This is a genomic window from Pseudomonas sp. NPDC087615 (assembly GCF_044743445.1).
In the GTDB taxonomy this organism is placed as follows: domain Bacteria; phylum Pseudomonadota; class Gammaproteobacteria; order Pseudomonadales; family Pseudomonadaceae; genus Aquipseudomonas; species Aquipseudomonas baetica_A.
On sequence record NZ_JBIUWM010000070.1, the window covers coordinates 1 to 25,185 of the forward strand.

A 25,185-nucleotide genomic window follows, 5' to 3' on the forward strand; every position below is an offset into this window, starting at 1 on the left:
CTGGATCTCGGGCTTCTTCGTCGCGTTCATGCCGCTCTATGCACTGGGCTTCATGGGCATGACCCGTCGTCTGAACGCCACCACCAACCCTGAGTGGGTACCGTACCTGTACGTTGCCATGTTCGGCGCGGTGATGATCGCTGTCGGTATCGCCTGCCAACTGATCCAGTTGTACGTCAGTGTGCGTGACCGTAACAAGCCAGAGAACGTTTGCGATCACGGTGACCCGTGGAATGGCCACACGCTGGAATGGTCGACCTCGTCGCCACCGCCGTTCTACAACTTCGCTGTGCTGCCTAAGGCTGACTGCATCGACCCGTTCACCGAAGCCAAGGAAAACGGTACCGCGTACCAGGCTCCGGCCAAGTACGAGCCGATCCACATGCCGAACAACACCGCCACTGGCGTGGTGATGGGCGCACTGCTGACCGTGTTCGGTTTCGCGATGATCTGGCACATCTGGTGGCTGGCTATCGCAAGTCTGGTCGGCACTGTCGTGTACTTCGTGATCCACGCTGCGCGTGACGACCAGGGCTATATGGTTCCGGTTGAAACGATCGAGCGCATCGAAGCCGAGCAGCACAAGCGTCTGGTTGCGGCAGGGAAAATCCCGGCTTCCGCCACCCGTGTTGAAACCTCGTTGGAACAGGCTTAAACCATGTCGAATTTAGTGACCAATGCTGGACACGCCCATGGTGAACATGGGCACGATGACCATCACCACGATTCGGGCGAGATGACCGTATACGGTTTCTGGCTCTACCTGATGACCGACTGCATTCTGTTTGCGTCGATCTTCGCGGTGTACGCGGTACTGGTAAACAACGTTGCCGGTGGCCCAGCCGGCCACGACATCTTCGAACTGCCCTACGTGCTGGGCGAAACCGCTCTGCTGTTGTTCAGTTCGATCACCTACGGCTTCGCCATGCTGGCGTTGTACAAAGGTAAAAAGCAGCAGGTTCTGGGTTGGCTGTTCATGACCTTCCTGCTCGGCGCTGGCTTTATCGCCATGGAGATCAACGAGTTCCACCTGCTGATCTCCGAGGGCTTCGGTCCTAGCCGTTCGGGCTTCCTGTCCGCGTTCTTCACCCTGGTCGGTACTCACGGTCTGCACGTCTCTGCGGGTCTGATCTGGATGGGCATCATGATGTACCAGGTCAACAAGCACGGCCTGACGGCGACCAACAAGACCCGTCTGAGCTGCCTGAGCCTGTTCTGGCACTTCCTGGACGTGGTGTGGATCTGCGTATTCACCGTTGTTTACCTGATGGGGACCCTGTAATGGCTAACGCACACTCCCATGACAGCCACGACGACAGCCACGGCAGCGTCAAGTCCTACGCAATCGGCTTTATCCTGTCGGTGATCCTGACGGCGATTCCGTTTGCGCTGGTGATGTACCCGTCGCTGCCGAAGTCGATCACGCTGATGATCGTTCTGGCTTTCGCCGTGATTCAAGTGGTTGTTCACCTCGTGTACTTCCTGCACCTGGATCGTTCGGCTGCGCAACGTAACAACGTGATTGCCTTCGTGTTCGCCGCGATCGTGATCGTGCTGCTGGTTGGCCTGTCGCTGTGGATCATGTTCAGCATCCACACCTACATGATGGCGAAGTGAGGTAAGACCCGATGTCGCTCAAGCACTTTATCCAAATCACCAAACCGGGGATCATTTTCGGTAACGTGCTTTCTGTGGCAGGCGGGTTCTTCCTGGCCTCGAAAGGGCATGTAGATCTGGCGGTGTTTCTGGCCGCCATGATCGGCACGTCCCTGGTTGTCGCCTCCGGTTGCGTGTTCAACAACTGCATCGACCGCGACATCGACCTGAAGATGGAGCGCACCAAGAACCGGGTGCTGGTCCAGGGTTTGATCTCCCTGAAACTGGCCCTTGTCTACGCGACCATCCTTGGTGTTCTCGGCGTTGCATTGTTGTACAAGGTGGCCAATCCGTTGGCCGCTTTGTTCGCGGTCATCGGCTTCGTGATCTACGTCGGCTTCTACAGCCTTTACCTCAAGCGCAAGTCGGTTCACGGCACGCTGGTGGGCAGTCTGTCGGGCGCCATGCCGCCGGTGATTGGCTATGTTGCTGTGACCAACAGCTTCGACATGGCCGCACTGACGCTGCTGGTGATGTTCAGCCTGTGGCAGATGCCGCATTCCTACGCCATCGCGATCTTCCGCTTCAACGATTACCTGGCCGCATCGATTCCGGTGTTGCCAGTCAAGCGCGGGATTCAAGTGGCCAAGAAGCACATCCTGCTCTACATCCTGGCGTTCCTCGTAGCGACCTTGATGCTGACCTTCAGTGGCTATGCTGGCATGAGCTACCTCGCCGTTGCCTCGGCCATGGGCATGTACTGGTTGTACATGGCCTGGACCGGCTACAAAGCGGTGGATGACACGGTCTGGGCACGCAAGCTGTTTGTGTTCTCGATCTTCACCATCACCGCGTTGAGCGTCATGATGTCCCTGGACTTCAAGGTGCCGGCCGAGCTGTTGCTGACGTACGCGCCGTAAGGTTTACAGGTTGTACAAGAAACCCCGCCATCGAGAGATGTGCGGGGTTTTTTGTTGCTCGTCGTAAGGTCCCCTCACCAGCCCACTCCTTCCGGGAGAGGGTGAGGGTTGCGACTGGGGTCCAAAACCCCTAGATTTGGATCCAACCATGACAGTGATAGCTCCATGCCATTTCACAGGTGTTCGACTGTCATTCACGCATCAATCAAAAGGCTGGGCGAAATGACCGAGAGGATGACCTGCGACGAACGCTTCATTGGCCTGGCACAAGAGCTTAACTACGACATCTACGGCGAGAACACCGCCGGCGGCAATTACGCGCCGCTGATCCGTCATCATGATGAGCTGTACATCAGCGGCATGGTGCCGCGCACCAATGGCAAGATTCAGTATCCAGGTCGGGTTGGCCTGGAGTTGACGCTCGAGGATGCACAAGCCGCCGCGAGCATCAGTGCGATGCGTTGCCTGGCGCTGATCGTCGATGCGGTAGGGTCGCTGGATAAGATCAAGGCGTTGCTGCGGGTCACGGTGTACGTGAAGTCCACGGCGGACTTCGTTGACCTGAGCGAGGTGGCCAACGGTGCATCCGATGTGTTCAGTCACGTGCTCGGTGATGCCGGCCGGCATACACGCACCACAGTCGGTGTCTATCAGTTGCCGAAGAACGCGGCGATTGAAGTCGACATGATCGCCGCGTTGCACTCGGACGCATAACCTGCGCGGCGGACAACAAAAAGCCCCGCCTGAATCTCATTGCGGGGCTTTTTCGCAAGCGTTGCCGTATTACTGCGCGGTGATGCTGTAGCCATCGAACGCGGTCTGCTGTTGCAGAGCGGTGATGATGTTCTTGCGATTGACCGCTTGTTCATTGCCGGCGTTGTCGACAAAGGTTTCGCCGTCGAGTTCGGCTTCTTCACCTTCACCGACGAAGGTGAAACCCAGGAACTCCAGCGCTTCACGGTCAACGTTCAGGCGCGAGCGCGGTGTGCGCAACGGCAGGGTCACGCTGATGCCGTCCTTGCTGATGGTGAACGTTTCGACTTCTTTCTTGGCGCGCGCGGCTTTGCTCTTGCCGCCACTCGGGTTGCTGATGGCCTGATGTGTCTGGTTCAGCACTTTGAGGGCGAGGCCGTAGACGATTTCCTGAAACGCCGGATCGTCCTTGAAGCTGGACAGGATGCGGCCGATCGAGAACTGGCTGCTCAGGTCTTCGAGGGCGGCGATGTCGGCGGCCTCGGCGTCCTTCAAACCCTTGAGTTGGCCCATCAGTTCGTAGGCCTTGTCGTCATCGAAGCTGTCGTGAGCCTGACGGATCGCGGCGCGCAGTTCGCGGATCTGGTCGCTCTCGCGGCTCGATTGAAACGCGTCCAGCACCATCTCGCTGATGATTTTGGCTTGTGGAAGGTGTTGTGAAAGATTGATGGAGTTTTCGTATTCCGCTTTGGACGATTCGGTGACTACGGATTCAGCGGTGTTGAAATCGGACATTGAAATTTCACTACTTTTTAACTTGAGTTGAGATGAGAAAGCGCGAGGTCTTTTTCAGGCCGCCTAATTTAGGGGAGCGGGGCGGCGTTGTCACGGAGCAACGGGCCGATGGTCTCAACTATTTGTCCGCGTGGTTACGGTTCATTGACTGCGCCAGCCATTGCTCAGCGGTTTGCCGATCGACCGGCAAGGAAAAGCGGAACGTTGCACCGCGCCCGGTGACGTCCACCAACTGAATCTGGCGGCCATGCAGTTGCAGAATGCGGTGAACGATGCGCAGTCCCAAGCCACCGTCGCGTCGTGAGCCGCCGATATTGAACGGGCGCAGGAACAAACCTTCGCGCAGTTCGGGAGAGATGCCGGGGCCGGTGTCGCTCACGGTCACGTCGACTCCTGTACCCAAGGACTTCAGGTCGAGTTCGATCTCGCCACCCTGAGGGGTATGGCGCAAAGCGTTGTCCACCAGATTGGTCAGCACCCGTTCTATCAGGCCCAGGTCAGCCCAGACGGTGGGCAGGTTCGGTACGAAACTGGCCTTGAGTTCGACCTGCCGCGCTTCGGCGCTGAGTTCGAATTTCTGGAAGATGTCCTGCACCAGATCGATCAGGGAAAAGCGCTCCAGCACCGGCTGCACAAAACCGTGTTCCAGGCGCACCAGTTCCAGCAGCGATTGGGCCAGTCCGCCGACCTTGCGGCTTTGATCGAGGGCGATACCCAGGTATCGCCGCCGATCTTCGGGGGACAGCGTGGCGTCCTTGAGCGACAGGGTTTCCAGATAACCATGCAGCGAGGCCAACGGCGTGCGCAGGTCGTGGGAAATATTGGCCACCAGTTCGCGGCGCTCCTGATCCTGACGAGTCAATGAACGCCACTGCTCACCGAGACGGTTTTGCATCTGCCGGAAGGCTGCATCGAGTATGGCGATCTCATCCGCATCAGTGCTTTTGTCCACAGGTGTCGACGTGGTGGGCAAGGGTGGCGGCGCACCGTCGATGTCGAAGCGGCTGACGGTATCGGTCAACCGTCGCAGTGGCCGGGTGATCAGGTTGAACGCGGTGAGACCGGCAATCAGGCACAGCAACGCGACCACGGCGATGGACAGCAACGCCGTGTTCAGCGCGGCGCTGGTGGCGCCGCGTTCGGCGAAACGGTCGTGTTCTTCGCTGAGCAACACCACATACAGATAGCCGGCGGCTTTGCCATTGACCTGCAATGGCGCGGCGCTGAAGACCTTGCGCCCATCGACGCTGCGCGGGTCATCGCCGAGGATTGGCAGTGGCTGGCCGTTGAGCAGTTGGCGGATCGGCGCGAGGTCGACGTTGTCTCGCCGCATCCGGCCCTCGGGCGCCGCGTTACCGACAATGCGTCCCTGGGTATCGAGCAGATACACCTCGACACTCGGGTTGACCAGCATCAGTTGACTGAACAGTTCCCGCACGGCGCCAGGCATCAAACCGTTGCTGTCCATCAGTACCGTGTCATGGGCGATGTGTCGCGCCAGATCCCGCGACAGCCCTTGCACCACCTCCAGCTCATGCATCTGGCTGGAGCGCACTTGCAGCCATGCCGATGTACCACCGCACACCAACAGCAACACGGCGAATACCAGCGAGAGGCGCTGCGTCAGGGTCAGTTTCATGGCTGCTCGATACCGAACTTATAACCGCGGCCCCACACGGTGAGGATGCGAGAGGGTTGCGCCGGGTCTTTTTCGATCTTCGCCCGCAGGCGATTGATGTGGGTGTTGACGGTGTGTTCGTAACCTTCGTGGCTGTAACCCCACACGGCGTTGAGCAGGTCCATGCGCGAAAATACTTTGCCCGGTTGCCGGGCGAAGAAATACAGCAAATCGAACTCCCGTGGCGTGAGGTCCAGTCGCTGAGCATCGAGGGTGACTTCGCGGGTGATCGGGTCGATGCTCAGGCCGTCGATGCTCAGGCTACCGGCATCCATTTTCAGGTTGCGCGCCATGGCATCGACCCGGCGCAGCAGGGCTTTGACCCGCGCGACCAGCTCCAGCATCGAGAACGGTTTGGCGAGGTAGTCGTCGGCGCCCAGTTCCAGGCCAAGAATGCGGTGCAATTCGCTGGAGCGGGCGCTGGTGATGATGATCGGCGTGTAGCGCGCCATGGCCCGGGCGCGGCGGCAGATTTCCAGACCGTCGACGCCCGGCAGCATCAGGTCGAGGACCAGCGCATCCCAGTGCCCTTGCTCCAGCAGACGCATGCCCTCATCGCCATCGGCGCTGTGTACAACGTCGTACTGCTCATCGCGCAGATGCAGGCAGATCAGGTCGGCGATGTGTTGGTCATCCTCGACCACCAGGATGCGTTTGGTTTGTTCCATGGAGCTCAATCCTTCGGCGCAATGAGCGCATTGTGCGGGTTTTCCTCAAGGCGAGTTATCACGAATTCGTTAACTTCCCGTGAGGATTTGGCGATCAACCCAAGCCTAGGCTGTGTTCCAAGACAGGTACCTGACATTTTGGAGACGGCCATGTTTTCACGGCGGCAGATTCTCGTAGCGGGCGGCGGGCTGGGGCTTGCAGCCCTGGTAATCGGTGTATTGCCAAAATTGTCGACTGACGTACCGCTGATCAGCGAGGCACAGGCTGATGAAGCCTTTGAAGTGAGTCACAGCGACAGCGAATGGCACTCGATCCTGACTGACGAGCAGTACCGGATCCTGCGTGAAGAAGGCACCGAACGCGCCTACACCAGCCCTCTGAACAATGAACATCGCGCAGGCACTTTTGCCTGTGCCGGGTGCGCTCTGGCGCTGTTTTCATCTGCGACCAAGTTCGACAGCCACACCGGTTGGCCCAGTTTCTGGGCACCGCTTGAGCAGGCCGTGGCCACGCGCCAGGACCGCTCCTTCGGTATGGCTCGCGAAGAGGTTCACTGTCGACGCTGTGGCGGTCACCTGGGACATGTCTTCGATGACGGGCCGAAACCCACCGGGCTGCGTTACTGCATGAATGGCCTGGCCATGACCTTCAACGCTGTGGCGACCTAAGCCATGACGCGTTTGCGCTCTTCACTTCAAACGGGACGACACTATGTGGCTCTTGGTTCTCGCTTATCTCGGTGGTGTGCTGACGATCGTCAGCCCGTGCATCCTGCCGGTTCTGCCTTTTGTCTTCGCTCGCACCGGGCAGCCGTTTATCAAGAGTGGCTTGCCGCTGTTGGCGGGGATGGCGGTCACCTTTGCGCTCGTCGCCTCGTTGGCGGCGGTGGGCGGCGGTTGGGTGGTGCAAGTCAATCAGTACGGTCGCTGGCTCGCGTTGCTGTTCGTTGCACTGTTCGGGCTGACGTTGCTGCTGCCGCAAGTAGCCGAACGTCTGACCCGTCCGCTGGTTTCGGCCGGCAGTCGTCTGTCAGAGGCCGCCGGCCAGGACAATCGCCCGCGTCCCGGCGCTTCGTTTCTGATCGGCGTTGCCACGGGGCTGCTCTGGGCACCCTGCGCAGGCCCCATCCTGGGGCTGATTCTGACCGGCGCCGCACTGCAAGGGGCAAGCATCGCCACCACGCTGTTGTTGCTCGCCTACGCGGCGGGGGCCGCCACCTCGCTGGCGGCTGCGCTGCTGCTGGGCGCTAAGGTGTTTGCGCTGATGAAGCGCTCGATCGGTACCGGTGAGTGGATCCGTCGAGGCCTGGGCGCGTTGATGTTGGCCGGGGTGGCGGCGATTGCATTAGGGCTGGATACCGGAATTCTCGCGCGGCTTTCAACGGCATCCACTGGCGGATTGGAACAGGCTTTGGTCGGCAAACTGTCGGGCAAACCTGCGAGCCCGAACGGCACGATGATGGCGCAGATTCCGGCGCAAGATGATATGGCCAACGGCAGCATGATGGCCGCCGGTGGCGCGATGAAAATGGCCGCAGAGGCCCCGGCAACCTTGCCGGTCGAAGGCCGGTTGCCGCCGCTGGATGGCGCCGTGCAATGGCTCAACTCGCCGCCCTTGGACGCTCAGGCATTGAAGGGCAAAGTGGTGCTGGTGGATTTCTGGACCTACTCCTGCATTAACTGCCTGCGCACGCTGCCCTACGTCAAAGCCTGGGCTGAAAAGTATCGCGATCAAGGCTTGGTGGTCATCGGTGTACACGCGCCGGAATTCGCCTTCGAGCGCGACATCGGCAATGTCACCAAAGCCATGAAGGAACTGGGCATCAACTACCCGGTCGCCATCGACAACGACTACAAGATCTGGCGCGCCTTCAGCAACGAATACTGGCCGGCACATTACTTTGCTGACGCTCAGGGACGGATTCGTTACCACCATTTCGGTGAAGGGGCTTACGCCGAGTCGGAACGCGTCATACAGCAATTGTTGCGTGAAGCAGGCTCGAAAACCGTCGCCGATGGTTTGATCAATGCCGACGCCAAAGGCGTGCAACAGGCGCCGGACATGAACGAAGTGCAATCGCCGGAAACGTATATCGGTTACCAGCGTGCAGAACATTTCGTGCCGCAACTCAGCTTTGTTCCAGACAAAGTTTCGGCCTACACCCCACCGCCCCATCTGGCCCTGAATGACTGGAGCCTCGGCGGCCAATGGAACGTCGGTGCCGAACGCGCCACTGCCGGTGCAACGGCTAGCCGTATCGTTTACCGCTTCCATGCCCGCGACCTGCATCTGGTGCTCGGGCCGGGCGCGGATGGCAAACCGGTGCGTTTCAAAGTGTCGATTGATGGTCAGGCACCGGGTGAAGCGCATGGCGTCGATGTCTCCCCGGATGGCTCTGGCCAAGTCACTGAACAGCGCTTGTATCAGTTGGTGCGGCAGTCCGGCGGCGTGCAGGATCGAACCTTCAGCATCGAATTTCTCGACCCCGGCGTGTCGGCCTACGCCTTTACCTTCGGTTGATCAGGAGTCACGGACATGAAAAATCAAATGAGCTGGCGTCGAGTTTTGTTGGGTATCGCGGTGGCCGGGGTGATCGGCCAATGTTCAGCCTTCTCCTTTGGCGGCGAAGACGCGGTGGTCATTCCACCGCCCACCCTCGATGAAATCACACAGGCTCACAGTGAAACGGCAGTCTTTGCCGGCGGCTGTTTCTGGGGTGTTCAGGGTGTTTTTCAGCATGTAAAAGGTGTGCAGAAAGCGGTCTCCGGTTACGCCGGCGGCGCCGCTAATACCGCTGAGTACGAGCGGGTCAGCGGCGGCGACACTGGCCACGCAGAATCGGTGCAAGTCACCTTCGATCCGACGCAGGTCAGCTATGGCAGCCTGTTGCAGATCTACTTCTCGGTGGCGCACAACCCGACCGAACTCAACCGCCAAGGCCCGGACAGCGGCACCCAATACCGTTCGGCATTGTTCCCGATCAACGCGGATCAGCAAAAAGTCGCGCAGGCCTACATCACTCAACTCGACGCGACCCATGCCTTCAGCAAACCCATCGTCACCAAGCTGGAAAGCTACAACGGCTTCTACCCGGCGGAGGACTATCACCAGGACTTCCTGACCGAGCACCCGAGCTACCCGTACATCGTGATCAACGACATGCCGAAAGTGGCGCAGTTGAAGCAGTTGTTCGGGGAGCGTTATCAGGAGAAACCGGTGTTGGTAAAGAGCGGTTCCTGAATCATTGAGCGCCCAAAGACGGGCGTTGTGCCTGAAGCGTTCGCAGCAGCCAATAGAACTTCAGCGAGCGGGTGCTGATCAGTCCGCAGACAAAACCGGACGCTGCGGCCTTGAGCAACAACATGTCCGCAGCCGTGCTGTGTTCCGGGTGCACGTCATCCTGATAGCCGAAGTAGTAGTTCACCGCAAAAAACAGCAGCAACAACATCAGCGCTTTCCAGGTGCCCGGCACGACCAATCCGGTTTCCGGGTCGTCGAGCTTCACGCCCTCGCGGGGAAAAATCAGCCATGCCGACAGGGCGCCGAGGGTCAAAGCGATAGACCAGCCGCCCAGCGTAAAACCGGGATCAACCGACAGGTTCAGCGAAAACAGCGACCAGACCAGCAGCGCCAATGGCGTCGACAGTAGAGAGAACCGGCTCTCGTGCTGAGGCTTGCGCGCCTTCAGGCCGTAATACATCAGGATCAGGAAAACCACATAAACCCACAGCGGGGTGTTTTGCAAAATGGCGAGCATCGCGCAGCATCCGTGCTGGAAAAAGGAGAATCATAGCCGTTGTCATCGTGCTTGACGGTTATTTCAATCGCGGGCGCTCCATGGCAATCAGCGACGTTTCAAATCCCAAACCGTTGGTAATGCCTCGCGCAAAGCCGATGATTTGTCCGTAGTACAGCGCGACAGCGGTGCGTTGGGAGTTTTCGATCAGATGCGCAAAGGACTCGCAGGAACTCGTTCGATGGCTCCGGGAATCAGGGTCTGCCCCATGCCTGCATCGCGAATTCTACGAAGCGCCGCAGCTTGGGCAGGCGATAGCGATCCGGGGCATACAGCAGATGCAATGGGCGGCTGGGCGGTTGGTACTCGGGCATCACCGTCACCAGTCTGCCATCGCGCAGATCCTGCTCCACCAAAGCATCGGGCAGCATCACGATGCCCATGCCGGTGCGGGCCGCCTGATGCAGGCCGGCGGAACTGTTGATCAGCATCGGCCCACTGACATCGACCATGATTTCGCCGTCCGGGCCGCTGAGGCGCCAGCGCTTTTCCACCGATTGCCAGTCATCCCCGGTGGGGTAGGCGAAGGACAGACAGTCATGCTGTTGCAGGTCTTGCGGCGTCAGCGGCATGCCGCGCCGTGCCACATAGTCCGGCGACGCGCAGACCGTCAGGGTGTAATCGATCAATGGCCGCGCGATCAGGTTGGACTGCTCGAAGTTGCCCAGCCGGAAAGCGACGTCGAGGCCGTTTTCCAGCAGATCCGGGCGGCTGTTGGTCAGCACCACATCGAGTTTGACCTTTGGCCATTGCAGGGAAAACTCACTGAGCGCCGGGGCCATGCGTTCAACGCCGAAGGTCAGCGGAGCGGTGATGCGCAAGATGCCGCGGGGTTCGTCCAGAGCCTGTTCGGCGAGGCGTTCGGAATCGGCCAGCAGGCCCAGCACTTCGAGGCAGCGCTGGTAATAGACGCTGCCGAACTCGGTCAGTCGTTGGCGTCGGGTGGTGCGTTGCAGCAGTTGCACACCGAGCCGTTGCTCCAGCGCACGGAGATGATTGCCTACCATCGTCGTCGACATATCGCACTGCAATGCGGCCGCCGTCATGCTCCCCGCTTCGACGACTTTGACGTAGACGCTCATCGACTGGAACAGATCCATTATCAAGCTCTGCTTATAAATGATTGAAGTTTTGCCGAGTTTATCCAGTTCCGGTGGCTAACCATACTGCAAACACACCGACCTTCACTGGAGTTTGAAGTCATGACCGCCGCCCTGATGAACACCTATCAACCACTGGCCCTGAGCTTTACCAAAGGCCTGGGTACCCGACTGTGGGATCAGGCCGGTCGAGAGTATCTGGATGCGGTCGCCGGTGTGGCGGTGACCAATGTTGGCCACTCGCACCCGCGGATCGTTTCGGCGATTAGCGAGCAGGCCGGTCTGTTGTTGCACACCTCCAACCTGTACAGCATCGACTGGCAGCAACAGCTTGCAAAACGGCTGACTGAGTTGTCGGGAATGGAGCGAGCGTTCTTCAATAATTCCGGGGCCGAGGCCAATGAGACGGCGCTGAAACTGGCGCGGTTGTATGGCTGGCGCAAGGGAATTGAGCAACCGCTTGTCGTGGTCATGGTCAACGCTTTTCATGGCCGCACTCTCGGCACGTTGTCCGCCAGCGATGGCCCGGCAGTGCGCCTGGGCTTCAATGAATTGCCGGGGGATTTCGTCAAAGTGCCGTTCGGTGATCTGGCGGCACTGGAGCACATTCAGCGCAAGCATGGTGAGCGGATCGTGGCGATTCTGGTCGAGCCGATTCAGGGCGAAAGCGGCGTACAACTCGCGCCACCCGGTTACCTCAAGGCCCTGCGCGAAATCTGTAATAGCCACGCTTGGCTGCTGATGCTCGATGAGATTCAGACAGGCATCGGCCGCACCGGCCAGTGGTTTGCTTTTCAGCATGAGGGCATCGTTCCGGACGTCATGACGCTGGCCAAAGGACTCGGCAACGGTGTGCCGATCGGCGCTTGTCTGGCGCGGGGCAGGGCGGCAGATCTGTTCACCCCGGGCAGCCATGGCAGCACGTTTGGCGGTAATCCGTTGGCTTGCCGTGTTGCTTGCACGGTGCTGGATATCATCGAAGAACAGGGGTTACTGGAGAACGCCCGTATTCAGGGTGAGCGGCTGTTAACTCGGTTACGCGCAGAGCTGGCGGACAACCCCAATGTGCTGGCCATTCGTGGGCAGGGCTTGATGATCGGTATCGAGCTGAAACAGCCGATTCGCGATCTGACATTGATCGCTGCGCGCGATCACGGACTGCTGATCAACGTCACGCGCGGCAAGACCATACGGCTGCTGCCGCCGCTGACGATTGATGAGCGGGAGGTGGAGATGATTGTCAGAGGTGTCGGGCTTGCTGTAACCGCGCACTGACAGGCAGCCGATAACCCCTGTGGGAGCGAGCCTGCTCGCGATGGCGGTGGGTCAGTCGATATTTATATTGAATGATCAATTACCTTCGCGAGCAGGCTCGCTCCCACATTGGAAAATGGGTAGCGCTAATCAGGATAATCCCCCAACGCCGGCGCCAGCATCCGTGTCTTCGCCCTCCCATTCGAATTGTGCTGAATGATCTCTCGCGGCTGTCCCTGCTCATTGAAAAACACCTGCCCGATCCCCGCCGAATTCCACAGCCGTTCACCCGCTTCGGCATGCTCGGGTGTGTACGGCACGATGCGCATGCGCCGGCGTTTGGTAAACCAGTTCAAGGGGGAGCGTGGCGAGTAGAGCCAGCGGTTGAGGCGGTCGAACCATTCGAGCAGGGTTTTCGGAAACTCGTTTTTGATGCCGCTGCTGGTGATCTGCCAAATGCGCGGACCGGCCTTGCGGTGTCGGATCAGCACTTCGTAGACGAAGGAATAGTGCACATCGCCGGACAGCACCACGTAGTTACCCGGTGTGCGCGTGTGTCGGAAAATGTTCAGAATCACCTGCGCGGCACCGCGATGCGCCATCCAGTTTTCCGCATCAACCAGCAGCGGATAACCGCACCCGCTGAAAACCTTTTGCACCGTTTCAATCAGCTTCACGCCGAAGATCGGCGCCGGTGAGACGATGATCGCGGAGGGGTGATCGAGCAGTTCCTGTTGCAGTTCGCTCAACGCCTCCCAATCGAGCAACCCCGACGGTTGCTTGAGCGCCATCTCGCTGCGCCAACGTCGGGTTCGGGTATCGAGTACGACCAGCGCCGGGCTGGTCGGCAAGACGAAATGCCAGTTTTGAAAACGCAGCAAGTCATCGATCAAATCGTCCTGCACCGGACTGTCGAGGTAGTGATCATCGCCGCTGGCGCTCAGGCCTCGGGTTTTCTCCAGAACTTCGTTGAAAGCATCCGGGTTATTGCCCCAGCCCTGACACAGCATGTAAGCGATCAGCGCGTTGCCGATGATGCGTTTGGAAAACGGATGGCCGTAGGCCGTTTCCTCCCATTGCGCGGACAGGTTCCAGTCATCAGTGATGTCGTGGTCGTCGAAAATCATCAGGCTCGGCAGGTGCGCCAGCGCTCGCGCAATGTTGCCCAAGCCAGCCTTGAAACCGTCGATTCGTGTCTGTTCGAGGGCAAAGCGCTTGTGGCGTTCGGGTGCCAGCGCAGGAGCTGTCGGATTGATCAGCGTCCATGCCGTCGGCGACCACACCAGCAAGTACATCGCCATGACTTCGGCAAAGGTCACCAGATGATTGTCAGCGCTGCTGCTGGTGAAAATCGGCTTACGCGCACCGCCGAAAAATCGCTCACGCAACGTCTCGTTGCTCTCCAGTGCCGGTAACAAATCCGCACGGTGGTAATAGCTGGCCGGGTGCTCGTAAAGCTTGGCGCTGTCACTGACCACGGCGCCTTCGAGGTGTTCGTCGAACAGACCGAGGCGTTCGATCAGGGCATGAATCGCCCGCAGCGTCGGCCCCGCAACGTCATCGGCGTAGACCTGGTCGCCGCTCATCATCAACAGGGCGGGGCGTTGTTGCGGATCGGTTTCGCCCGCCAACAGTTGATCGACACAGAGCAAACCATCCGCCGCTGGGTGATGCGGCTTGCGGCAGGAACCGTGGAGCAGATGGTCGATGCGTGAACGCAGGACGAAGTTCGGGCAGGTGGCATTGCCATACAACAGATGCGGCGCCCAATCGACGATGCGTTCCTGGCCTTCGATCAGCAGGTCATAGTCGATGCGGGTGTCGCAGGGCAGGGCGCTGTCCAGGGCGACATCAATGAGATGAACGAACGCCTGGCGGCCTACGGGAATGACCGTGCATTTCTCGGTATCGAGGGGAATGTCTCCTACACCCTGCAGGCGCAAGGTCAGCGACAGTGGGCGCGTACCGACCAGCCACAACACCAATCGCGTCGGCTCCAGCCGTCGCAACAGCGGGCCGGCCAAGACAGGAGGCAGCGGGATCAGGTCATTGGGTGTGGGTGACATCAAGGGCAAAGCTCAAGGCGCACAAGCCGGCGATAATAGCGCAGCGGGCGCCTTGAACCCTTAAACGAGGCTTAAGATTCGCTCTTCTTCAATTTCAGATCGAGCAGTCGCCACGCGGCTTTGCCTGCATCGTTGCCGTCCACTTGTTGCACTGAACAGTCAAACCGATACCTCACATCGTCTCCCACCATGTTCCGTGAGGTGGCGGTACTTGTAATGGTGTAGGTCTGATCCTTGAACCGTTGACTGCTGGCGTCCTTCGCGCTTGCCATCACTGTCGACGCTGAAAAGCGCATCGCACTCTTGATAAAGGGTTCGCAAATCATGAAAGCCATCAACGATTTGTCCGCGTTCGGATTACTGCCTGCCACTCTGCGCAAAGCGGCAAAATCGTGGCCCACATTGTCCTTGAAGTCCTTCTCCAGCAGCGAAGCAGGTAGCCGTTTGCTGAAGTTCGGCAGGAGAGCGGACTCAGGTGGTGAAGGCTCGTTCTGCGGCTCGCTGGCGACGTAGGCCGGGAGTTTGTCGTAAACAGGCGCAGGCGCAGCAACGGGAGGTTCCTCAGGCGCGGATTCGGCTTCAGGCATGAGGGCCGGTTCAGCGCTCTGCTTCGCGGCGTTCTGTATCTTTGCCTGCTCGACTATACGTTCCGGCGCGAACAGCGACATCGTGACGGAAAACACCACAAACCCGACAATAAACCCCGCCCCTGCACCGAGAACGTTGCCGATAAACAGATTCCAATTGCCACGGTTTTTTACCACCCAGCGCCACATGAAACCCCACGTCGCCAGAAATGCGAGTAGACACAGAAACTCCATTCGATCCTTTCCTTAACCTGCAAAAACCTTGAAACAGCGCGTATTGATGAGGCGCGCTGGAGATGGACGGCAAGATAACAAAATAGTAGCTTCGCGCCACTTTCTTCAACTGCGTAACGGACTACACATGCCTACCGTTTCTTCTGTCTTGCGCCTGCTCAGCGCTTTGTTCTTCGCCATCGTAATGACCCCGGCACTTGCCTACTGGGATGAAACCCCGGAGGAGGCCTGGAAAGGATACCTCTCCGATTGTCAGAGTTTTCAGGAGGTAGTGAACAGAGTTCAAAACGGGACCATGACGACCAGGCAAGCGATGAACCGCGTCGACAGCTTGAATCACACTCTTTACGTCCATCGCGATCACCTCGCCAAGGCAAGCCTTGCCTTTCCCGAATATGCCCGTTGCGAAAACGTCATTGCCCAAGCGTTCGAGATCCGGAACAAGGAAGAGGAGGTCTTGGTCAGAGAGCTTCAAGAGCAATACTTCAAGGCCCAGGCCGAGCACAAGAAGACCCCGCAATACAAGCGCGCCCGCGCTCTGGGCTTTAGCGACGTCGGCGGAATCGCCAAGCTCAACGAACTCGCCGAGGAATCGGAAACCGATGGCGAAGCGTATCTGAAGACGTTGATGATTACGGTCGACTGGGAATGCGGCCGACATTTGCGCGCCGTGCGATACGTCAAACCCTACGTGATCTACACCGTCCACCCCGATGCGGGCAGCTGCACCGTTTATAAGGAAGTCGCGGTGCTGGGCGCAGCAATGGTAGAGAGGGGCGACCCCATCGACGAGGACTTGATATTTCAGTACGTGGGATGGAAGAAACTGACTGGAGCGGGTGGGTTTGCGATCAACATTCGAGTGGTAAAGGTGCTCAAGTAATCTGCAGGTTTGTTCTTCAACCTGAGCGTGGGCAAGTGATCGCGCGTTGGATCACAGAATGTCCTTCAAGTAACCCTTGAGCGCGAGGAGCGGCTGATCGAGCTGCTCCAGCGACTGCGCCTGGCTGAAATCGGCTGACAGTTTGTGCAGTTCACGTCCCAGCGGTTTCTCGACACCGCCCAACGCATCCATCGCCAGCCCCAGGCACTCATTCATCTTGAATTGAATGGTCTCGACATCGCCCCGGCGTACCAACAATTCGAAAATATCCCGCTGGTAGTCACCCATGACCATGTCGTCCCGCAGAATCGGGCTCAGGCCTTCTTCCTCGTAGGCGAGTTTGAGGGAGAAAAGGGCGACTGTTTCCAGTGACGTTTCCATGGTGTGCCTTTAGCGACGTCCTTCAGAGTGAGTGTCGAAAACGTGGATGCAACCTGCGAGAGATGCACAAGGCGCCCCTGTTTTCAGATGGGCGTGATTATACGGAGAGGGATCAACAAGTGCAGCCCGGGGTGAGACTGGTCACGCTAAAGCCGATCAGTAACCTTTACTGGATCGAACGCCATTTCCCACGGGAGATCGGCGAGTAAGATGGTGAGCCCTGACAACTCGACGTTAACTCTTGGATACGGGCGGAGCGACGACCATGGAATACGACGACAAACTGATGGAAAACGCCTTGCTTGCCCTGCTGGCAGCCTTCAGTTCCGACGACGGCAATGCCTGGAAAGGGTTCGACTTCGAAGTCATGAATCGATTGCATGAACAGGGTTTCATCAGTAACCCAGTGAACAGAAACAAGTCGATCTGGTTGACGGAGGAGGGGCTGGAGCGAGGTCGCAAGATTGCCTCGCGGTTGTTCGGAGAGAGTGCCCAAGTCGAGCCTGCGTGCAGTTCCGACATCTGAGTCCCTGCTACGGCGATTGGAGCGGGGAGGACGGGTCGCGGACGCCTAAATAAACCATCTGACTAAAGACCAAATTTACTGATTTTCCTTTATCTCTACATGCCCCCCCCGATTGCGCTTTGATCCGGGAAAAATTGCCGTCAGTCGTTAAGGTTAGGCTGAAGTTCACGACGTACTGGCTGTTTTGTCCTGATGGATGTGGGAAAACATCCAGTCGATAAAGATCTGCGTTTCGGCCGCAGCCTCTTGGGAAACGCCATAGTAGTAGCGGGTCAGTGGCAGACGCAGGGAGGGCAACGGGCTGATCAACCGTCCTGTGGACAAGTCCTTGCCCAGCAGCGATTCCGGGCACAGGGCCACGCCGAGCCCATCGACGGCGCCCTGTAACACCAGGTGCATGTGATCGAATTGCAGGGTGGGCTGACTGTGTAATTGGGCGATACCGGTGTGATCGGCCCAGTTTTTCCAGTCCATGCTGCGGGTTCTGCCTGCCAGCAAGGTATGACGAAGCAGGTCTTGAGCGCTGTTCAGCGGCACGGCTTGCAGTAGTGAAGGGGACGCGACCAGCACCATGTCATCTTCCAGCAATATTTGCGGTTGAACATTGGAGGACCATCCGGTCTGCCCACGGCGAATGACCACGTCGAATGTTTCCCGCGATTGATCCGGTGGCAGGGTACTGGTGACCACTTCGGGCTGGATATCCGGATAAAGTGCCATGAAATTCGGCAAGCGCGGGATCAGCCATCGCACTGCAAAGGATGGGCGCACATTGATGGTCACTTTGCGCAACGGGGCACCACGAGTCAGGGCTGTGGCAGCGTTGGCGATTTGCGCCAAGGCCACACTGATCTGCTGATAGAACGTCTGGCCGGCGGGCGTGAGCACGGATTGCCGGGTCCGACGCTCGAAAAGCGGCACCCTCAGGTGTTCTTCAAGCTGCTTGATATGACGGCTGACGGCACTATGGCTGACATGCAGTTCTTCGGCCGCACGGCTGAAGCTCTGATGGCGAGCGGCAGCGGCGAAGGCACGGACGGCGTTCAAAGGGGGAAGGTCGGAAATCATGTGTCTAATTTAGTCACATCCGAGGTGCAATTAAAGCGTTTGTCAGCGTTCTCGCTTCACGCCAATCTGAAGGCCGCACTTTGTCTTGCCGGCCATTGATCCAATGTCAGTCAAAAACACCCATGTAGCTGATCGAGCCTCGATACGAGCAGCCGCCATATTGGGCCTTTGCCTGCCCGCAGACACGTTGCTGTATTTGCTGTTGCCCATGCAACCAGAGGCCTTCGGCATCAACCTGGCACAGGCGGGCATTTTGCTGGCCGTCAACCGTTTGGTGAGGATTTTTGGTTACCGCTACGCCATGAGTTTTTATGCGAGCAAAGGTGATCGCCCGGCTTCGCTACTGGCCGCCGGGACTGCGGCGCTTTGTGCATTGGGTTACGCGACGCTTTCGGGATTCTGGGCGTTGCTACTGTTGCGCCTGAGTTGGGGTCTGTCCTACGCAGTGCTGAACTTGTCCGCACGGTCATGGCTCGTGTTGCGGTCTGGTCGTTTATCGAAGGGCTGACACTGGACGGGCTCTTTATTATCGGTCTTTCACTGCAGGCGCAGCAGTTGATGGCGGGCGACGCAGTGATGGTGGCCGGGTTGCTTCTGGCCTTGAGCAGCGAACGCGTATGGAATGACTACCAGCATATTCATCCCTGTCTCTATGGCTTCGGTGCCGGGTTGTTGCTGACGGTTTTATTAGGCAAATACATCTTATGGGCCACGCAGAGTCTTCTGGATGTGCTGCCCAATGGAATCATTCATGGCTAGTTACGGACTATTTATCATTCTGGCAACCCTGACGGTGCTGAGCCCTGGCCCTGGCGTGGTATTGACCCTCTCCAACTCATTGCGACATGGCTGGATGGGCTCGTTGCCGGGCATCGTCGGTATCGCCCTGGGGGCGTTTGTCGTGGCGGGCATTTCCGCCAGTAGCATAGGGTTGGTCCTGGCCACCTCGGCCACTGCGTTTACGATTCTCAAATACGTCGGCGCACTGTATTTGTTGTACTTGGGGATAAAGATGTGGCGTACCAAGAGTCTTATCCCGGAACTCAATGTCACATCGTCGCGTCCGTGGCGTCGATTCGTCGAGGCGTTGTCGATACAGTTGCTTAATCCCAAGGCCGGTTTCTTCTTCCTCGCGGTGTTCCCGCCGTTCATCAAACCTGAGAGTAACTACTACAGCCAGTTTTTCTTGCTGGTGTCGTCCTATAGCTTGCTCGTGGTGCTTGTTCATACCGGATATGCCCTGATGGCCAACGGTGCAAGAGGCTGGCTCTCCACGAACAAGGGCGCCAGAATTGTCGGAAAACTGTCGGGCATCACCTTCTTCTGTTTTGGCGTGCTGATGGCTACAGCCAGTAAATAAACAAACTTCGATGATTTAACCCGGGAGGCTACATGGCCAAGAAGGCGATCAAGTTTCTACTCGTGGACGAAGACCGTGAGCGGCTAAAGAAAATCGCTCGCTCCGGACTTTTGCCGCATAGAAGCGTTACCCGAGCTACGATTCTGCTGCTATTGGAAAGCGGACTATCCCCCAAGGAGGGTCGCGGTAGGGACGGCAGTTTCCTGCCGCCCCTACCGCGACCGGATGACTAAAAATCGCCCAAAAACGCGCATTGCCGCATCTGTCCGGCATCAGTAGGATTTGGTCATCGCTGACATAAATGGATGTGTATATGGAAGGCATGCCGAGAGTGGAAATTGAGCGCGTTGCGTACCAAGAGTTTTTATCTCTTTGGGAGCGCGGAACATTCGATAATCAGCGCTTGGGCCAAGCGTTCTATAACCATTTTCGGCTTCATCACCTAAGCGACCAAACGCGCCTGCTCAGTCTCTATGAAGCTGACGGAGACAAGGCCATGACCGCGATCTCCCGCCTGTTCCAAATCAGATAACTCCGACCTCCCCTTTTTCCCCTGTGACCGCTGCTAGGCTGGTGCCACGAAGGATGTTTCCCGAGAAGTAACAATTCCAGCGGTTTGAAAAGCTACCCGCCACTAGTTAAATTCAACGGAAATCTACTTTGAAAATAATAAGCGCTACCCGTTTCGATGATGTCGACCATGATGCGGGGTTTGAGTACCGTGGCTTTAACTACATCATCCAGAATGGCGAGGACACTTTTATTATCAGAACTTACGACGACGAGTCCGGTAAAGCTACTGTGGTGCATCCAACAAGCATGTCCAAACACTCAAGTCTCAGGGGACTCGTTGGTTTTCTACAATCTGAACTGGGCTTATCCAGAATATGCCTCTACAAGTGCGAACTTGGGATCTATGCCGAAATCAACCTCGACAGCCTGGAGTTTCTCTCGGCTTGAATTCAGCCGCTAACTACAGCGGCCTATACGCGCTGCAAAAAAATTCGGAAATGATACCAAAAGTACAAGAGCACTCGAAAAATCTCGTTGAACGAAATCTTCACCTCGGGCATCCTTCACCGCGATTTTTCAAGGACGATTCACTTTTATGCCTGCCCCACGTACGGAAGCGCCTCCGCGCTAGCACTTCTCATATACGCCCCCGCATTGAAAGCCATCCCTGCTTGGGCGACGGCTACGTCGAGCGGCTGCTCGTAAAAACACCAATCGTCTAACGCAAATTGCGTCCCCATGCTCGCGCGAGAATCACGAGCCCGCCACTGACATTTCGAAACGGAACCTCCCATGAGTGGAAAACCAGCTGCTCGCGTCTCAGATCCCACCAGTTGCCCACTTCCAGGACACGGTACCAATCCTATTGCCAGCGGCTCGCCGAACGTATTCTTCGACGGCCTCGCAGCTGCTCGCATGACCGACAAATCCGCCTGTGGTAGCCCGATTACCGGGGGCATCAGTTCGACTGTATTCATCAACGGCCTGAACGCCGCGACAATAGACAGCACCGGGGGACACGGCAACATTGTCATTGGCGGTTCCGGCACCGTCATCATCGGCGACACCTTTGTATCAGCGCCATTCAGCGGTTTACTGCCAATGCCGGTGCACTTCAGCGACAAGATCAAACTGGTCGACGGCACGACTGGCGAGCCAATGCCTAATCACGGTTACGCCATCCAACGTGAGGATGGAAGCCTGGAACATGGCGTTAGCGACTCGATGGGCTTCACCCATATAGTGAGTTCGCACTTGGCAGAAACCATCAAAATCTTTCTGGAAGACTAAGTAATGGCCGCAGAGCAAATTGTTCTTCCAAACGGCAACACCGCAAGCCTGGCAGCAACAAAAACATTGACCGCTGCAAATGACTCAACCGTAAAAGCAGTACCAGTTCCGGAAAAGAAGGCCATCGTCTTCTTTATCGGTGGCGCCGCAGACCAGGAAAAATATTACTTCCAAGGTGCCTATCACAACATCGATGCCGCAAAAAATCTGCTCGACAACAGAATAAGCCCAAACGCAAAACTGAAACCCAAATACACAAGCTGGGCCAGAGGCTACAACGACGCCAAAGGCTCCGGCGACATCAAGACCAACTTCATCGATAAAATACCCAGCAAATCAAGCCCGGTGTATATCGTGGGTCACAGTTTGGGGGGATGGAACGGAGCACATCTTTCCAAAATTTTATCTGAAGCGGGTTACACCATTAAATTTCTGGTGACACTCGACCCTGTCGGCGAAGGTTTTTGGGTATGGCTGGGCTCGGATATCTACATGTCAGAGCCGCAACCTGTCGCAGAGTCCTGGATTAACATTCGAGCCAACTCAAGCAAACCCGACTCTTCTGACAGCGTCGCTGATTTCGGCGAGCGCTGGAATATAAAGTCCGGTCCGACCATGAACAAAACCATCGACATCCACCACGCCTCTGCAGACTGGATGTTCATTCAACCTGTTCAGGAAACAAAATCAGCGCTCGATCTGATTTTTGATTCCATCAATGGTATTTTCGGCCAATGAATCTATATCGCGGCTTCGTTTACCTGACATTACTTCTCTGCGCGGGCTGTGTAAAAACAGCCAACATCCCTCCCGCAGACCTCACTTTGTCGTCTTTTGAATTAGGGCCGAATAATCTTTTTACTGTGAAATTCACTTCAACAGTAGATTTGGCTAGCGCATTCAATGATTTCGAAAACTCTAATCAGCTCACACCAACGCTGACCTGCTCGTTAGACGGCGATATGGATTTTTCGTCCGAGCATTCAATCAATATAAAGGCTGAAGGTCTGGTGAATGCGAGCAGCCAAACCAGACCAAATTACACTTTCACTTCAGAACTTGTTTTTTACAATACAAGACCCGATGGGACGCAACTCGATCTGAATGATTACGAAGCCGTCCGGCCGCTTCTAGCCAATAAAGCTCTCATACCCTGCAAGGTAAGCATTACCGCGTATGGATATAAAACCTATTACACGAAGTCATTGATCATTCCAACCACGAAAATGACAGAGCAGATATTTAAAAACCCTTAGCTTTTTTAGATAGCACCGCAGGACAGCCGGAGGCGAATCTGGCTCGATGCTCTAGACTGCATGTTTCACACCTTCGAGGAACTGAATGTCTGGCTCGGCCGACGTTGCCTGTCGCTCTGGAGCGAACTGGTGCATCCGCAGTACAACGGGCTGACGGTGGCGGAGGTCTTGGAGCTGGAGCAGGCCGAAATGATGCCAATGCCGACGGCATTTGATGGCTCCGTCGAGCGTACCGTGCGGGTCTCCAGCACCTGCCTGATCAGCGTGGCGCGAAATCGCTATTCAGTGCCATGTGAGCGTGTTGGTCAATGGGGCAGCAGCCGTTTGTACCCTTCGCGGATCGTGGTCATTGCCGACGAAACGGTGATCGCCAGTCACGAACGGCTCTTTGATCGAGATCAGGTCGGTTTTGACTGGCAGCACTACATCCCACTCATCGAACGCAAGCCTGGTGCACTACGCAATGGCGCGCCATTTGCGGATCTGCCAAAACCGTAACAGCTTCTCAAACGCGGACTGAGGCGTCACACCAACGGTGATCGAATCATGATGCAGGTACTGGCTGCTGTGCCCATCGCCGGTCTCGAACCAGTGCTGGTGGCGGTGGAGCTGGTACTTGAATCGGGAAGTCTGAGCGCCGATCACATCCTCAATGTCGTTGCCCGCCTGACCTCCACCGCACCACCTCTCTGTGTAGAAACCAGCCTGCAACTCAAAGTGGCGCCTGTTGCCAATACAGCACGCTACGACCGGCTCCGTACTGCCGATGAGTAGAATCGCAATGCGTGACCTAATGACTGAACTCAAAGAACTGCGCCTGCACGGCATGGCCAGTGCTTGGGAAGAACTGGTCTCTCAAGGAACAGCGTCGACGGCTTCATCGAAATGGCTGCTGGAACATCTGCTTCAGCAGGAATATGCGGATCGCGCGGTGCGCTCGGTGAATCATCAGATGAACATGGCAAAACTCCCCATGCACCGTGACTTAGCTGGCTTTGACTTCAGCGCTTCCAGCGCTGATGCCCGGCTGGTCAGCGATCTATCCAGCTTAGCGTTCACTGAAACCGCGCAGAATGTCGTGTTCATCGGCGGCTCTGGAACCGGGAAAACACACCTGGCCAGTGCCTTGGCTGTATCTGGAGTCACGGCCCACAACAAACGCGTGCGCTTCTTTTCCACGGTGGATCTGGTGAATCTGCTGGTGCGTGAGAAGTACGATGGCAAGGCAGGGCGAATCGCCCAGGCACTGCTGCGCACAGACCTGGTGATACTCGATGAGCTGGGGTATTGCCCTTTAGCCAGAGTGACGGCGCACTGTTATTTCACTTGCTGTCCAAGCTTTACGAACACACCAGCGTGGTCATCACCACCAACCTCAGCTTCTCGGAGTGGTCGAGTGTATTTGGCGACGCAAAGTTGACCACCGCGTTATTGGATCGGCTGACACACCACTGCCACATCGTCGAAACAGACAACGAGTCTTTCCGCTTGCAACACAGCACCTTGGCCGCCCAGACAAAGATCAAGTCACGGGAACGAAAGCGCAAGGACGGAGATGATATCGAGGACGATGAGCCATTTTGATCGGCACCATAAATACCCTGCTGCATGCATAAATGCGATGGGGCTTGATGCGTCTTGAATCGGAACACTGCTGCTAAGCTTATCCACAATTGCTGGGACAGAAATCAGCAATCCGTCCTGGGTCAATTTTCAATCGGCAGGGTGGGTCAGTTTTCAATCAGCGCCAACAGCCTCCAAGAAAAAAACCTCTGAAAAAGCACTTATCCCCCTCCCGCCGACGGGCCTTGCGTCCTTTTTTTGTGCAAATCCCGATGTAGTGCAAACGAACCTACAGCCCAGGCGGGCCGTGGGGCTCTGCAGGCGGTCGGCAATTTCACAAAGTGCAAAGTTTTGAAAGGAAATGCAGCGCGGTTGCATAGCGGCACTCAGGGCGGTCACGGGCGGGATAGCTCTGGAACCCCTAGTTTCATTGGGCGGAAACTCTCAAAACGTGGCTTTCGGTGTGTTTTCCCAAACGCGCACGATCTTTTTCGGGTGGCAACTGCCTGTGTGCGGGGAGAGGCAGATTCCCCTGTATCCCAAGTGCGGCAAGGGTTTCAGCCGGATTGAAGAGTTTCAGCGGCTTTCACAATCCGGGGGCGTTAGCTAGGGGGGGGGCGGGATAAACGCCAAGGCTGCCGGGAAAAACTTTTCTCGGTAACCCCCTCCAAACGTGTAAGTGGTGTCAGGAGCGTCAGAAAGCGGCTGGGAGCCCCGTATTTGCTAGGCTTCGTCACTTACAGTAGGACTGTAGAAAACTGTAAGCGAGGTTGGTTCTGTAAAAAAAGCCTTTAAATCAACGGTTTGAAAGATTGCTCACTTGCAGTCGAAAACTGTAGGGCAAAAACAACCATCCTGGACGAGCCCCATGAAAGACAGGACACCGTTTCCCCCTTACGATAAGGGATAGGCAAACGGTTATGTTTATGACTAATAGCAACGACAAGAGTGGGGAGC

The 25,185-nt window shown here is 57.1% G+C and carries 25 protein-coding genes and 4 pseudogenes; 20 read left to right on the forward strand and 9 right to left on the reverse strand.

Annotated elements, in window-relative coordinates:
- From ACIOU6_RS24760 to ACIOU6_RS24780, 5 genes and pseudogenes are all read left to right on the forward strand, one after another.
- Positions 1-655: pseudogene (locus tag ACIOU6_RS24760) on the forward strand (cytochrome o ubiquinol oxidase subunit I); the annotation flags it as partial.
- A 3-nt stretch (positions 656-658) separates the two neighbouring features.
- Positions 659-1,282 (forward strand): cytochrome o ubiquinol oxidase subunit III, encoded by a 624-nt coding sequence (cyoC, locus tag ACIOU6_RS24765; RefSeq protein WP_129395410.1) that lies wholly within the window; start codon positions 659-661, stop codon positions 1,280-1,282.
- Positions 1,282-1,617, forward strand: a complete 336-nt coding sequence (gene cyoD / locus ACIOU6_RS24770) for a cytochrome o ubiquinol oxidase subunit IV (protein ID WP_221731491.1) — start codon at positions 1,282-1,284, stop codon at positions 1,615-1,617. The genes cyoC and cyoD overlap by 1 nt, the downstream gene beginning before the upstream one ends.
- A gap of 11 nt (positions 1,618-1,628) precedes the next feature.
- The gene (gene cyoE, locus ACIOU6_RS24775; RefSeq protein WP_221731490.1) at positions 1,629-2,516 is read left to right on the forward strand and encodes a heme o synthase; all 888 of its coding nucleotides are present in this window, start codon (positions 1,629-1,631) and stop codon (positions 2,514-2,516) included.
- Between the two features lie 222 nt (positions 2,517-2,738).
- Positions 2,739-3,230: a RidA family protein gene (locus ACIOU6_RS24780; protein WP_221731489.1), complete on the forward strand. Its 492-nt coding sequence runs from the start codon at positions 2,739-2,741 to the stop codon at positions 3,228-3,230.
- A 69-nt stretch (positions 3,231-3,299) separates the two neighbouring features.
- On the opposite strand, the gene ACIOU6_RS24785 is transcribed toward ACIOU6_RS24780, so the two are convergent.
- The 3 genes from ACIOU6_RS24785 to ACIOU6_RS24795 form a co-directional block, all read right to left on the reverse strand.
- Positions 3,300-4,004, reverse strand: a complete 705-nt coding sequence (locus tag ACIOU6_RS24785) for a hypothetical protein (protein WP_221731488.1) — start codon at positions 4,002-4,004, stop codon at positions 3,300-3,302.
- Between the two features lie 118 nt (positions 4,005-4,122).
- Positions 4,123-5,643: a sensor histidine kinase gene (locus tag ACIOU6_RS24790; protein WP_401139176.1), complete on the reverse strand. Its 1,521-nt coding sequence runs from the start codon at positions 5,641-5,643 to the stop codon at positions 4,123-4,125.
- Positions 5,640-6,350: a response regulator transcription factor gene (locus ACIOU6_RS24795; protein ID WP_401139178.1), complete on the reverse strand. Its 711-nt coding sequence runs from the start codon at positions 6,348-6,350 to the stop codon at positions 5,640-5,642. Before ACIOU6_RS24795 ends, ACIOU6_RS24790 begins: the two co-directional genes overlap by 4 nt.
- Positions 6,351-6,500: 150 nt before the next feature.
- On the opposite strand from ACIOU6_RS24795, the gene msrB reads away from it, so the two are divergent.
- Genes msrB through msrA form a run of 3 tightly spaced genes read left to right on the forward strand, consistent with a single transcriptional unit; the run spans position 6,501 to position 9,591 of the window.
- Positions 6,501-7,019: a peptide-methionine (R)-S-oxide reductase MsrB gene (gene msrB / locus ACIOU6_RS24800; protein ID WP_401139180.1), complete on the forward strand. Its 519-nt coding sequence runs from the start codon at positions 6,501-6,503 to the stop codon at positions 7,017-7,019.
- Between the two features lie 43 nt (positions 7,020-7,062).
- Positions 7,063-8,871: a cytochrome c biogenesis protein DipZ gene (locus tag ACIOU6_RS24805; RefSeq protein WP_401139182.1), complete on the forward strand. Its 1,809-nt coding sequence runs from the start codon at positions 7,063-7,065 to the stop codon at positions 8,869-8,871.
- Positions 8,872-8,886: 15 nt separating this feature from the next.
- Positions 8,887-9,591, forward strand: coding sequence for a peptide-methionine (S)-S-oxide reductase MsrA (gene msrA, locus ACIOU6_RS24810; protein ID WP_221731483.1), 705 nt, complete (start codon positions 8,887-8,889; stop codon positions 9,589-9,591).
- 1 nt (position 9,592) lies between these two features.
- Here msrA and ACIOU6_RS24815 read toward each other — a convergent pair whose 3' ends face one another.
- Both ACIOU6_RS24815 and ACIOU6_RS24820 read right to left on the reverse strand, forming a co-directional pair.
- Positions 9,593-10,108: a DUF6622 family protein gene (locus tag ACIOU6_RS24815; RefSeq protein WP_401139184.1), complete on the reverse strand. Its 516-nt coding sequence runs from the start codon at positions 10,106-10,108 to the stop codon at positions 9,593-9,595.
- Between the two features lie 233 nt (positions 10,109-10,341).
- Positions 10,342-11,247: a LysR family transcriptional regulator gene (locus ACIOU6_RS24820; protein ID WP_401139186.1), complete on the reverse strand. Its 906-nt coding sequence runs from the start codon at positions 11,245-11,247 to the stop codon at positions 10,342-10,344.
- A gap of 102 nt (positions 11,248-11,349) precedes the next feature.
- Between ACIOU6_RS24820 and ACIOU6_RS24825 the strand changes: the two genes are divergently transcribed.
- Entirely contained in the window at positions 11,350-12,522 is a 1,173-nt protein-coding gene (locus ACIOU6_RS24825) for an aspartate aminotransferase family protein (RefSeq protein WP_401139188.1), read from the forward strand.
- A 125-nt stretch (positions 12,523-12,647) separates the two neighbouring features.
- Here ACIOU6_RS24825 and ACIOU6_RS24830 read toward each other — a convergent pair whose 3' ends face one another.
- Positions 12,648-14,567, reverse strand: coding sequence for an alkaline phosphatase D family protein (locus ACIOU6_RS24830; protein WP_401139190.1), 1,920 nt, complete (start codon positions 14,565-14,567; stop codon positions 12,648-12,650).
- 71 nt (positions 14,568-14,638) lie between these two features.
- The gene (locus ACIOU6_RS24835) at positions 14,639-15,388 is read right to left on the reverse strand and encodes a hypothetical protein (protein WP_401139191.1); all 750 of its coding nucleotides are present in this window, start codon (positions 15,386-15,388) and stop codon (positions 14,639-14,641) included.
- Between the two features lie 127 nt (positions 15,389-15,515).
- Here ACIOU6_RS24835 and ACIOU6_RS24840 point away from each other — a divergent pair, with 127 nt between their 5' ends.
- On the forward strand, positions 15,516-16,271 hold the full coding sequence (locus ACIOU6_RS24840; RefSeq protein ID WP_401139193.1) for a hypothetical protein: 756 nt from the start codon (positions 15,516-15,518) through the stop codon (positions 16,269-16,271).
- A gap of 51 nt (positions 16,272-16,322) precedes the next feature.
- Here ACIOU6_RS24840 and ACIOU6_RS24845 read toward each other — a convergent pair whose 3' ends face one another.
- Complete coding sequence (locus ACIOU6_RS24845; protein ID WP_221733356.1) at positions 16,323-16,652, reverse strand: hypothetical protein; 330 nt, start codon at positions 16,650-16,652, stop codon at positions 16,323-16,325.
- A gap of 265 nt (positions 16,653-16,917) precedes the next feature.
- On the opposite strand from ACIOU6_RS24845, the gene ACIOU6_RS24850 reads away from it, so the two are divergent.
- Complete coding sequence (locus ACIOU6_RS24850) at positions 16,918-17,178, forward strand: DUF6429 family protein (protein ID WP_401139195.1); 261 nt, start codon at positions 16,918-16,920, stop codon at positions 17,176-17,178.
- Positions 17,179-17,343: 165 nt separating this feature from the next.
- Here ACIOU6_RS24850 and ACIOU6_RS24855 read toward each other — a convergent pair whose 3' ends face one another.
- Complete coding sequence (locus tag ACIOU6_RS24855; RefSeq protein ID WP_401139197.1) at positions 17,344-18,246, reverse strand: LysR substrate-binding domain-containing protein; 903 nt, start codon at positions 18,244-18,246, stop codon at positions 17,344-17,346.
- A gap of 103 nt (positions 18,247-18,349) precedes the next feature.
- Here ACIOU6_RS24855 and ACIOU6_RS24860 point away from each other — a divergent pair.
- The 9 genes and pseudogenes from ACIOU6_RS24860 to istB form a co-directional block, all read left to right on the forward strand.
- Positions 18,350-18,849: pseudogene (locus ACIOU6_RS24860) on the forward strand (hypothetical protein); the annotation flags it as partial.
- Between the two features lie 148 nt (positions 18,850-18,997).
- The gene (locus ACIOU6_RS24865) at positions 18,998-19,606 is read left to right on the forward strand and encodes a LysE family translocator (protein ID WP_401139199.1); all 609 of its coding nucleotides are present in this window, start codon (positions 18,998-19,000) and stop codon (positions 19,604-19,606) included.
- 313 nt (positions 19,607-19,919) lie between these two features.
- Positions 19,920-20,138, forward strand: a complete 219-nt coding sequence (locus ACIOU6_RS24870; protein ID WP_401139201.1) for a hypothetical protein — start codon at positions 19,920-19,922, stop codon at positions 20,136-20,138.
- A gap of 128 nt (positions 20,139-20,266) precedes the next feature.
- The gene (locus ACIOU6_RS24875) at positions 20,267-20,566 is read left to right on the forward strand and encodes a hypothetical protein (RefSeq protein ID WP_401139202.1); all 300 of its coding nucleotides are present in this window, start codon (positions 20,267-20,269) and stop codon (positions 20,564-20,566) included.
- A 345-nt stretch (positions 20,567-20,911) separates the two neighbouring features.
- The gene (locus ACIOU6_RS24880) at positions 20,912-21,409 is read left to right on the forward strand and encodes a PAAR domain-containing protein (RefSeq protein ID WP_221733361.1); all 498 of its coding nucleotides are present in this window, start codon (positions 20,912-20,914) and stop codon (positions 21,407-21,409) included.
- A gap of 3 nt (positions 21,410-21,412) precedes the next feature.
- The gene (locus ACIOU6_RS24885) at positions 21,413-22,147 is read left to right on the forward strand and encodes an alpha/beta hydrolase (protein ID WP_401139204.1); all 735 of its coding nucleotides are present in this window, start codon (positions 21,413-21,415) and stop codon (positions 22,145-22,147) included.
- Entirely contained in the window at positions 22,144-22,665 is a 522-nt protein-coding gene (locus ACIOU6_RS24890; protein WP_221733363.1) for a hypothetical protein, read from the forward strand. Before ACIOU6_RS24885 ends, ACIOU6_RS24890 begins: the two co-directional genes overlap by 4 nt.
- Before the next feature lie 18 nt (positions 22,666-22,683).
- Positions 22,684-23,439 (forward strand): annotated as a pseudogene (locus ACIOU6_RS24895) (Mu transposase domain-containing protein); the annotation flags it as partial.
- 7 nt (positions 23,440-23,446) lie between these two features.
- Positions 23,447-24,249: pseudogene (gene istB / locus ACIOU6_RS24900) on the forward strand (IS21-like element ISPsy20 family helper ATPase IstB).
- Positions 24,250-25,185: the final 936 nt, after the last annotated feature.

What these genes read in the sequence shown, in the direction of transcription:
- ACIOU6_RS24795 (WP_401139178.1), bottom strand. Translation starts at nt 6,350, where the DNA reads ATGGAACAAACCAAACGCATCCTGGTGGTCGAGGATGACCAACACATC.
- ACIOU6_RS24850 (WP_401139195.1), top strand. Translation starts at nt 16,918, where the DNA reads ATGGAATACGACGACAAACTGATGGAAAACGCCTTGCTTGCCCTGCTG.
- ACIOU6_RS24835 (WP_401139191.1), bottom strand. Translation starts at nt 15,388, where the DNA reads ATGGAGTTTCTGTGTCTACTCGCATTTCTGGCGACGTGGGGTTTCATG.
- ACIOU6_RS24780 (WP_221731489.1), top strand. Translation starts at nt 2,739, where the DNA reads ATGACCGAGAGGATGACCTGCGACGAACGCTTCATTGGCCTGGCACAA.
- ACIOU6_RS24885 (WP_401139204.1), top strand. Translation starts at nt 21,413, where the DNA reads ATGGCCGCAGAGCAAATTGTTCTTCCAAACGGCAACACCGCAAGCCTG.
- ACIOU6_RS24840 (WP_401139193.1), top strand. Translation starts at nt 15,516, where the DNA reads ATGCCTACCGTTTCTTCTGTCTTGCGCCTGCTCAGCGCTTTGTTCTTC.
- msrA (WP_221731483.1), top strand. Translation starts at nt 8,887, where the DNA reads ATGAAAAATCAAATGAGCTGGCGTCGAGTTTTGTTGGGTATCGCGGTG.
- ACIOU6_RS24845 (WP_221733356.1), bottom strand. Translation starts at nt 16,652, where the DNA reads ATGGAAACGTCACTGGAAACAGTCGCCCTTTTCTCCCTCAAACTCGCC.
- cyoE (WP_221731490.1), top strand. Translation starts at nt 1,629, where the DNA reads ATGTCGCTCAAGCACTTTATCCAAATCACCAAACCGGGGATCATTTTC.
- ACIOU6_RS24890 (WP_221733363.1), top strand. Translation starts at nt 22,144, where the DNA reads ATGAATCTATATCGCGGCTTCGTTTACCTGACATTACTTCTCTGCGCG.
- msrB (WP_401139180.1), top strand. Translation starts at nt 6,501, where the DNA reads ATGTTTTCACGGCGGCAGATTCTCGTAGCGGGCGGCGGGCTGGGGCTT.
- cyoD (WP_221731491.1), top strand. Translation starts at nt 1,282, where the DNA reads ATGGCTAACGCACACTCCCATGACAGCCACGACGACAGCCACGGCAGC.
- ACIOU6_RS24815 (WP_401139184.1), bottom strand. Translation starts at nt 10,108, where the DNA reads ATGCTCGCCATTTTGCAAAACACCCCGCTGTGGGTTTATGTGGTTTTC.
- ACIOU6_RS24820 (WP_401139186.1), bottom strand. Translation starts at nt 11,247, where the DNA reads ATGGATCTGTTCCAGTCGATGAGCGTCTACGTCAAAGTCGTCGAAGCG.
- ACIOU6_RS24870 (WP_401139201.1), top strand. Translation starts at nt 19,920, where the DNA reads ATGGAAGGCATGCCGAGAGTGGAAATTGAGCGCGTTGCGTACCAAGAG.
- ACIOU6_RS24790 (WP_401139176.1), bottom strand. Translation starts at nt 5,643, where the DNA reads ATGAAACTGACCCTGACGCAGCGCCTCTCGCTGGTATTCGCCGTGTTG.
- ACIOU6_RS24805 (WP_401139182.1), top strand. Translation starts at nt 7,063, where the DNA reads ATGTGGCTCTTGGTTCTCGCTTATCTCGGTGGTGTGCTGACGATCGTC.
- ACIOU6_RS24825 (WP_401139188.1), top strand. Translation starts at nt 11,350, where the DNA reads ATGACCGCCGCCCTGATGAACACCTATCAACCACTGGCCCTGAGCTTT.
- ACIOU6_RS24830 (WP_401139190.1), bottom strand. Translation starts at nt 14,567, where the DNA reads ATGTCACCCACACCCAATGACCTGATCCCGCTGCCTCCTGTCTTGGCC.
- cyoC (WP_129395410.1), top strand. Translation starts at nt 659, where the DNA reads ATGTCGAATTTAGTGACCAATGCTGGACACGCCCATGGTGAACATGGG.
- ACIOU6_RS24785 (WP_221731488.1), bottom strand. Translation starts at nt 4,004, where the DNA reads ATGTCCGATTTCAACACCGCTGAATCCGTAGTCACCGAATCGTCCAAA.
- ACIOU6_RS24865 (WP_401139199.1), top strand. Translation starts at nt 18,998, where the DNA reads ATGGCTAGTTACGGACTATTTATCATTCTGGCAACCCTGACGGTGCTG.
- ACIOU6_RS24855 (WP_401139197.1), bottom strand. Translation starts at nt 18,246, where the DNA reads ATGATTTCCGACCTTCCCCCTTTGAACGCCGTCCGTGCCTTCGCCGCT.
- ACIOU6_RS24880 (WP_221733361.1), top strand. Translation starts at nt 20,912, where the DNA reads ATGAGTGGAAAACCAGCTGCTCGCGTCTCAGATCCCACCAGTTGCCCA.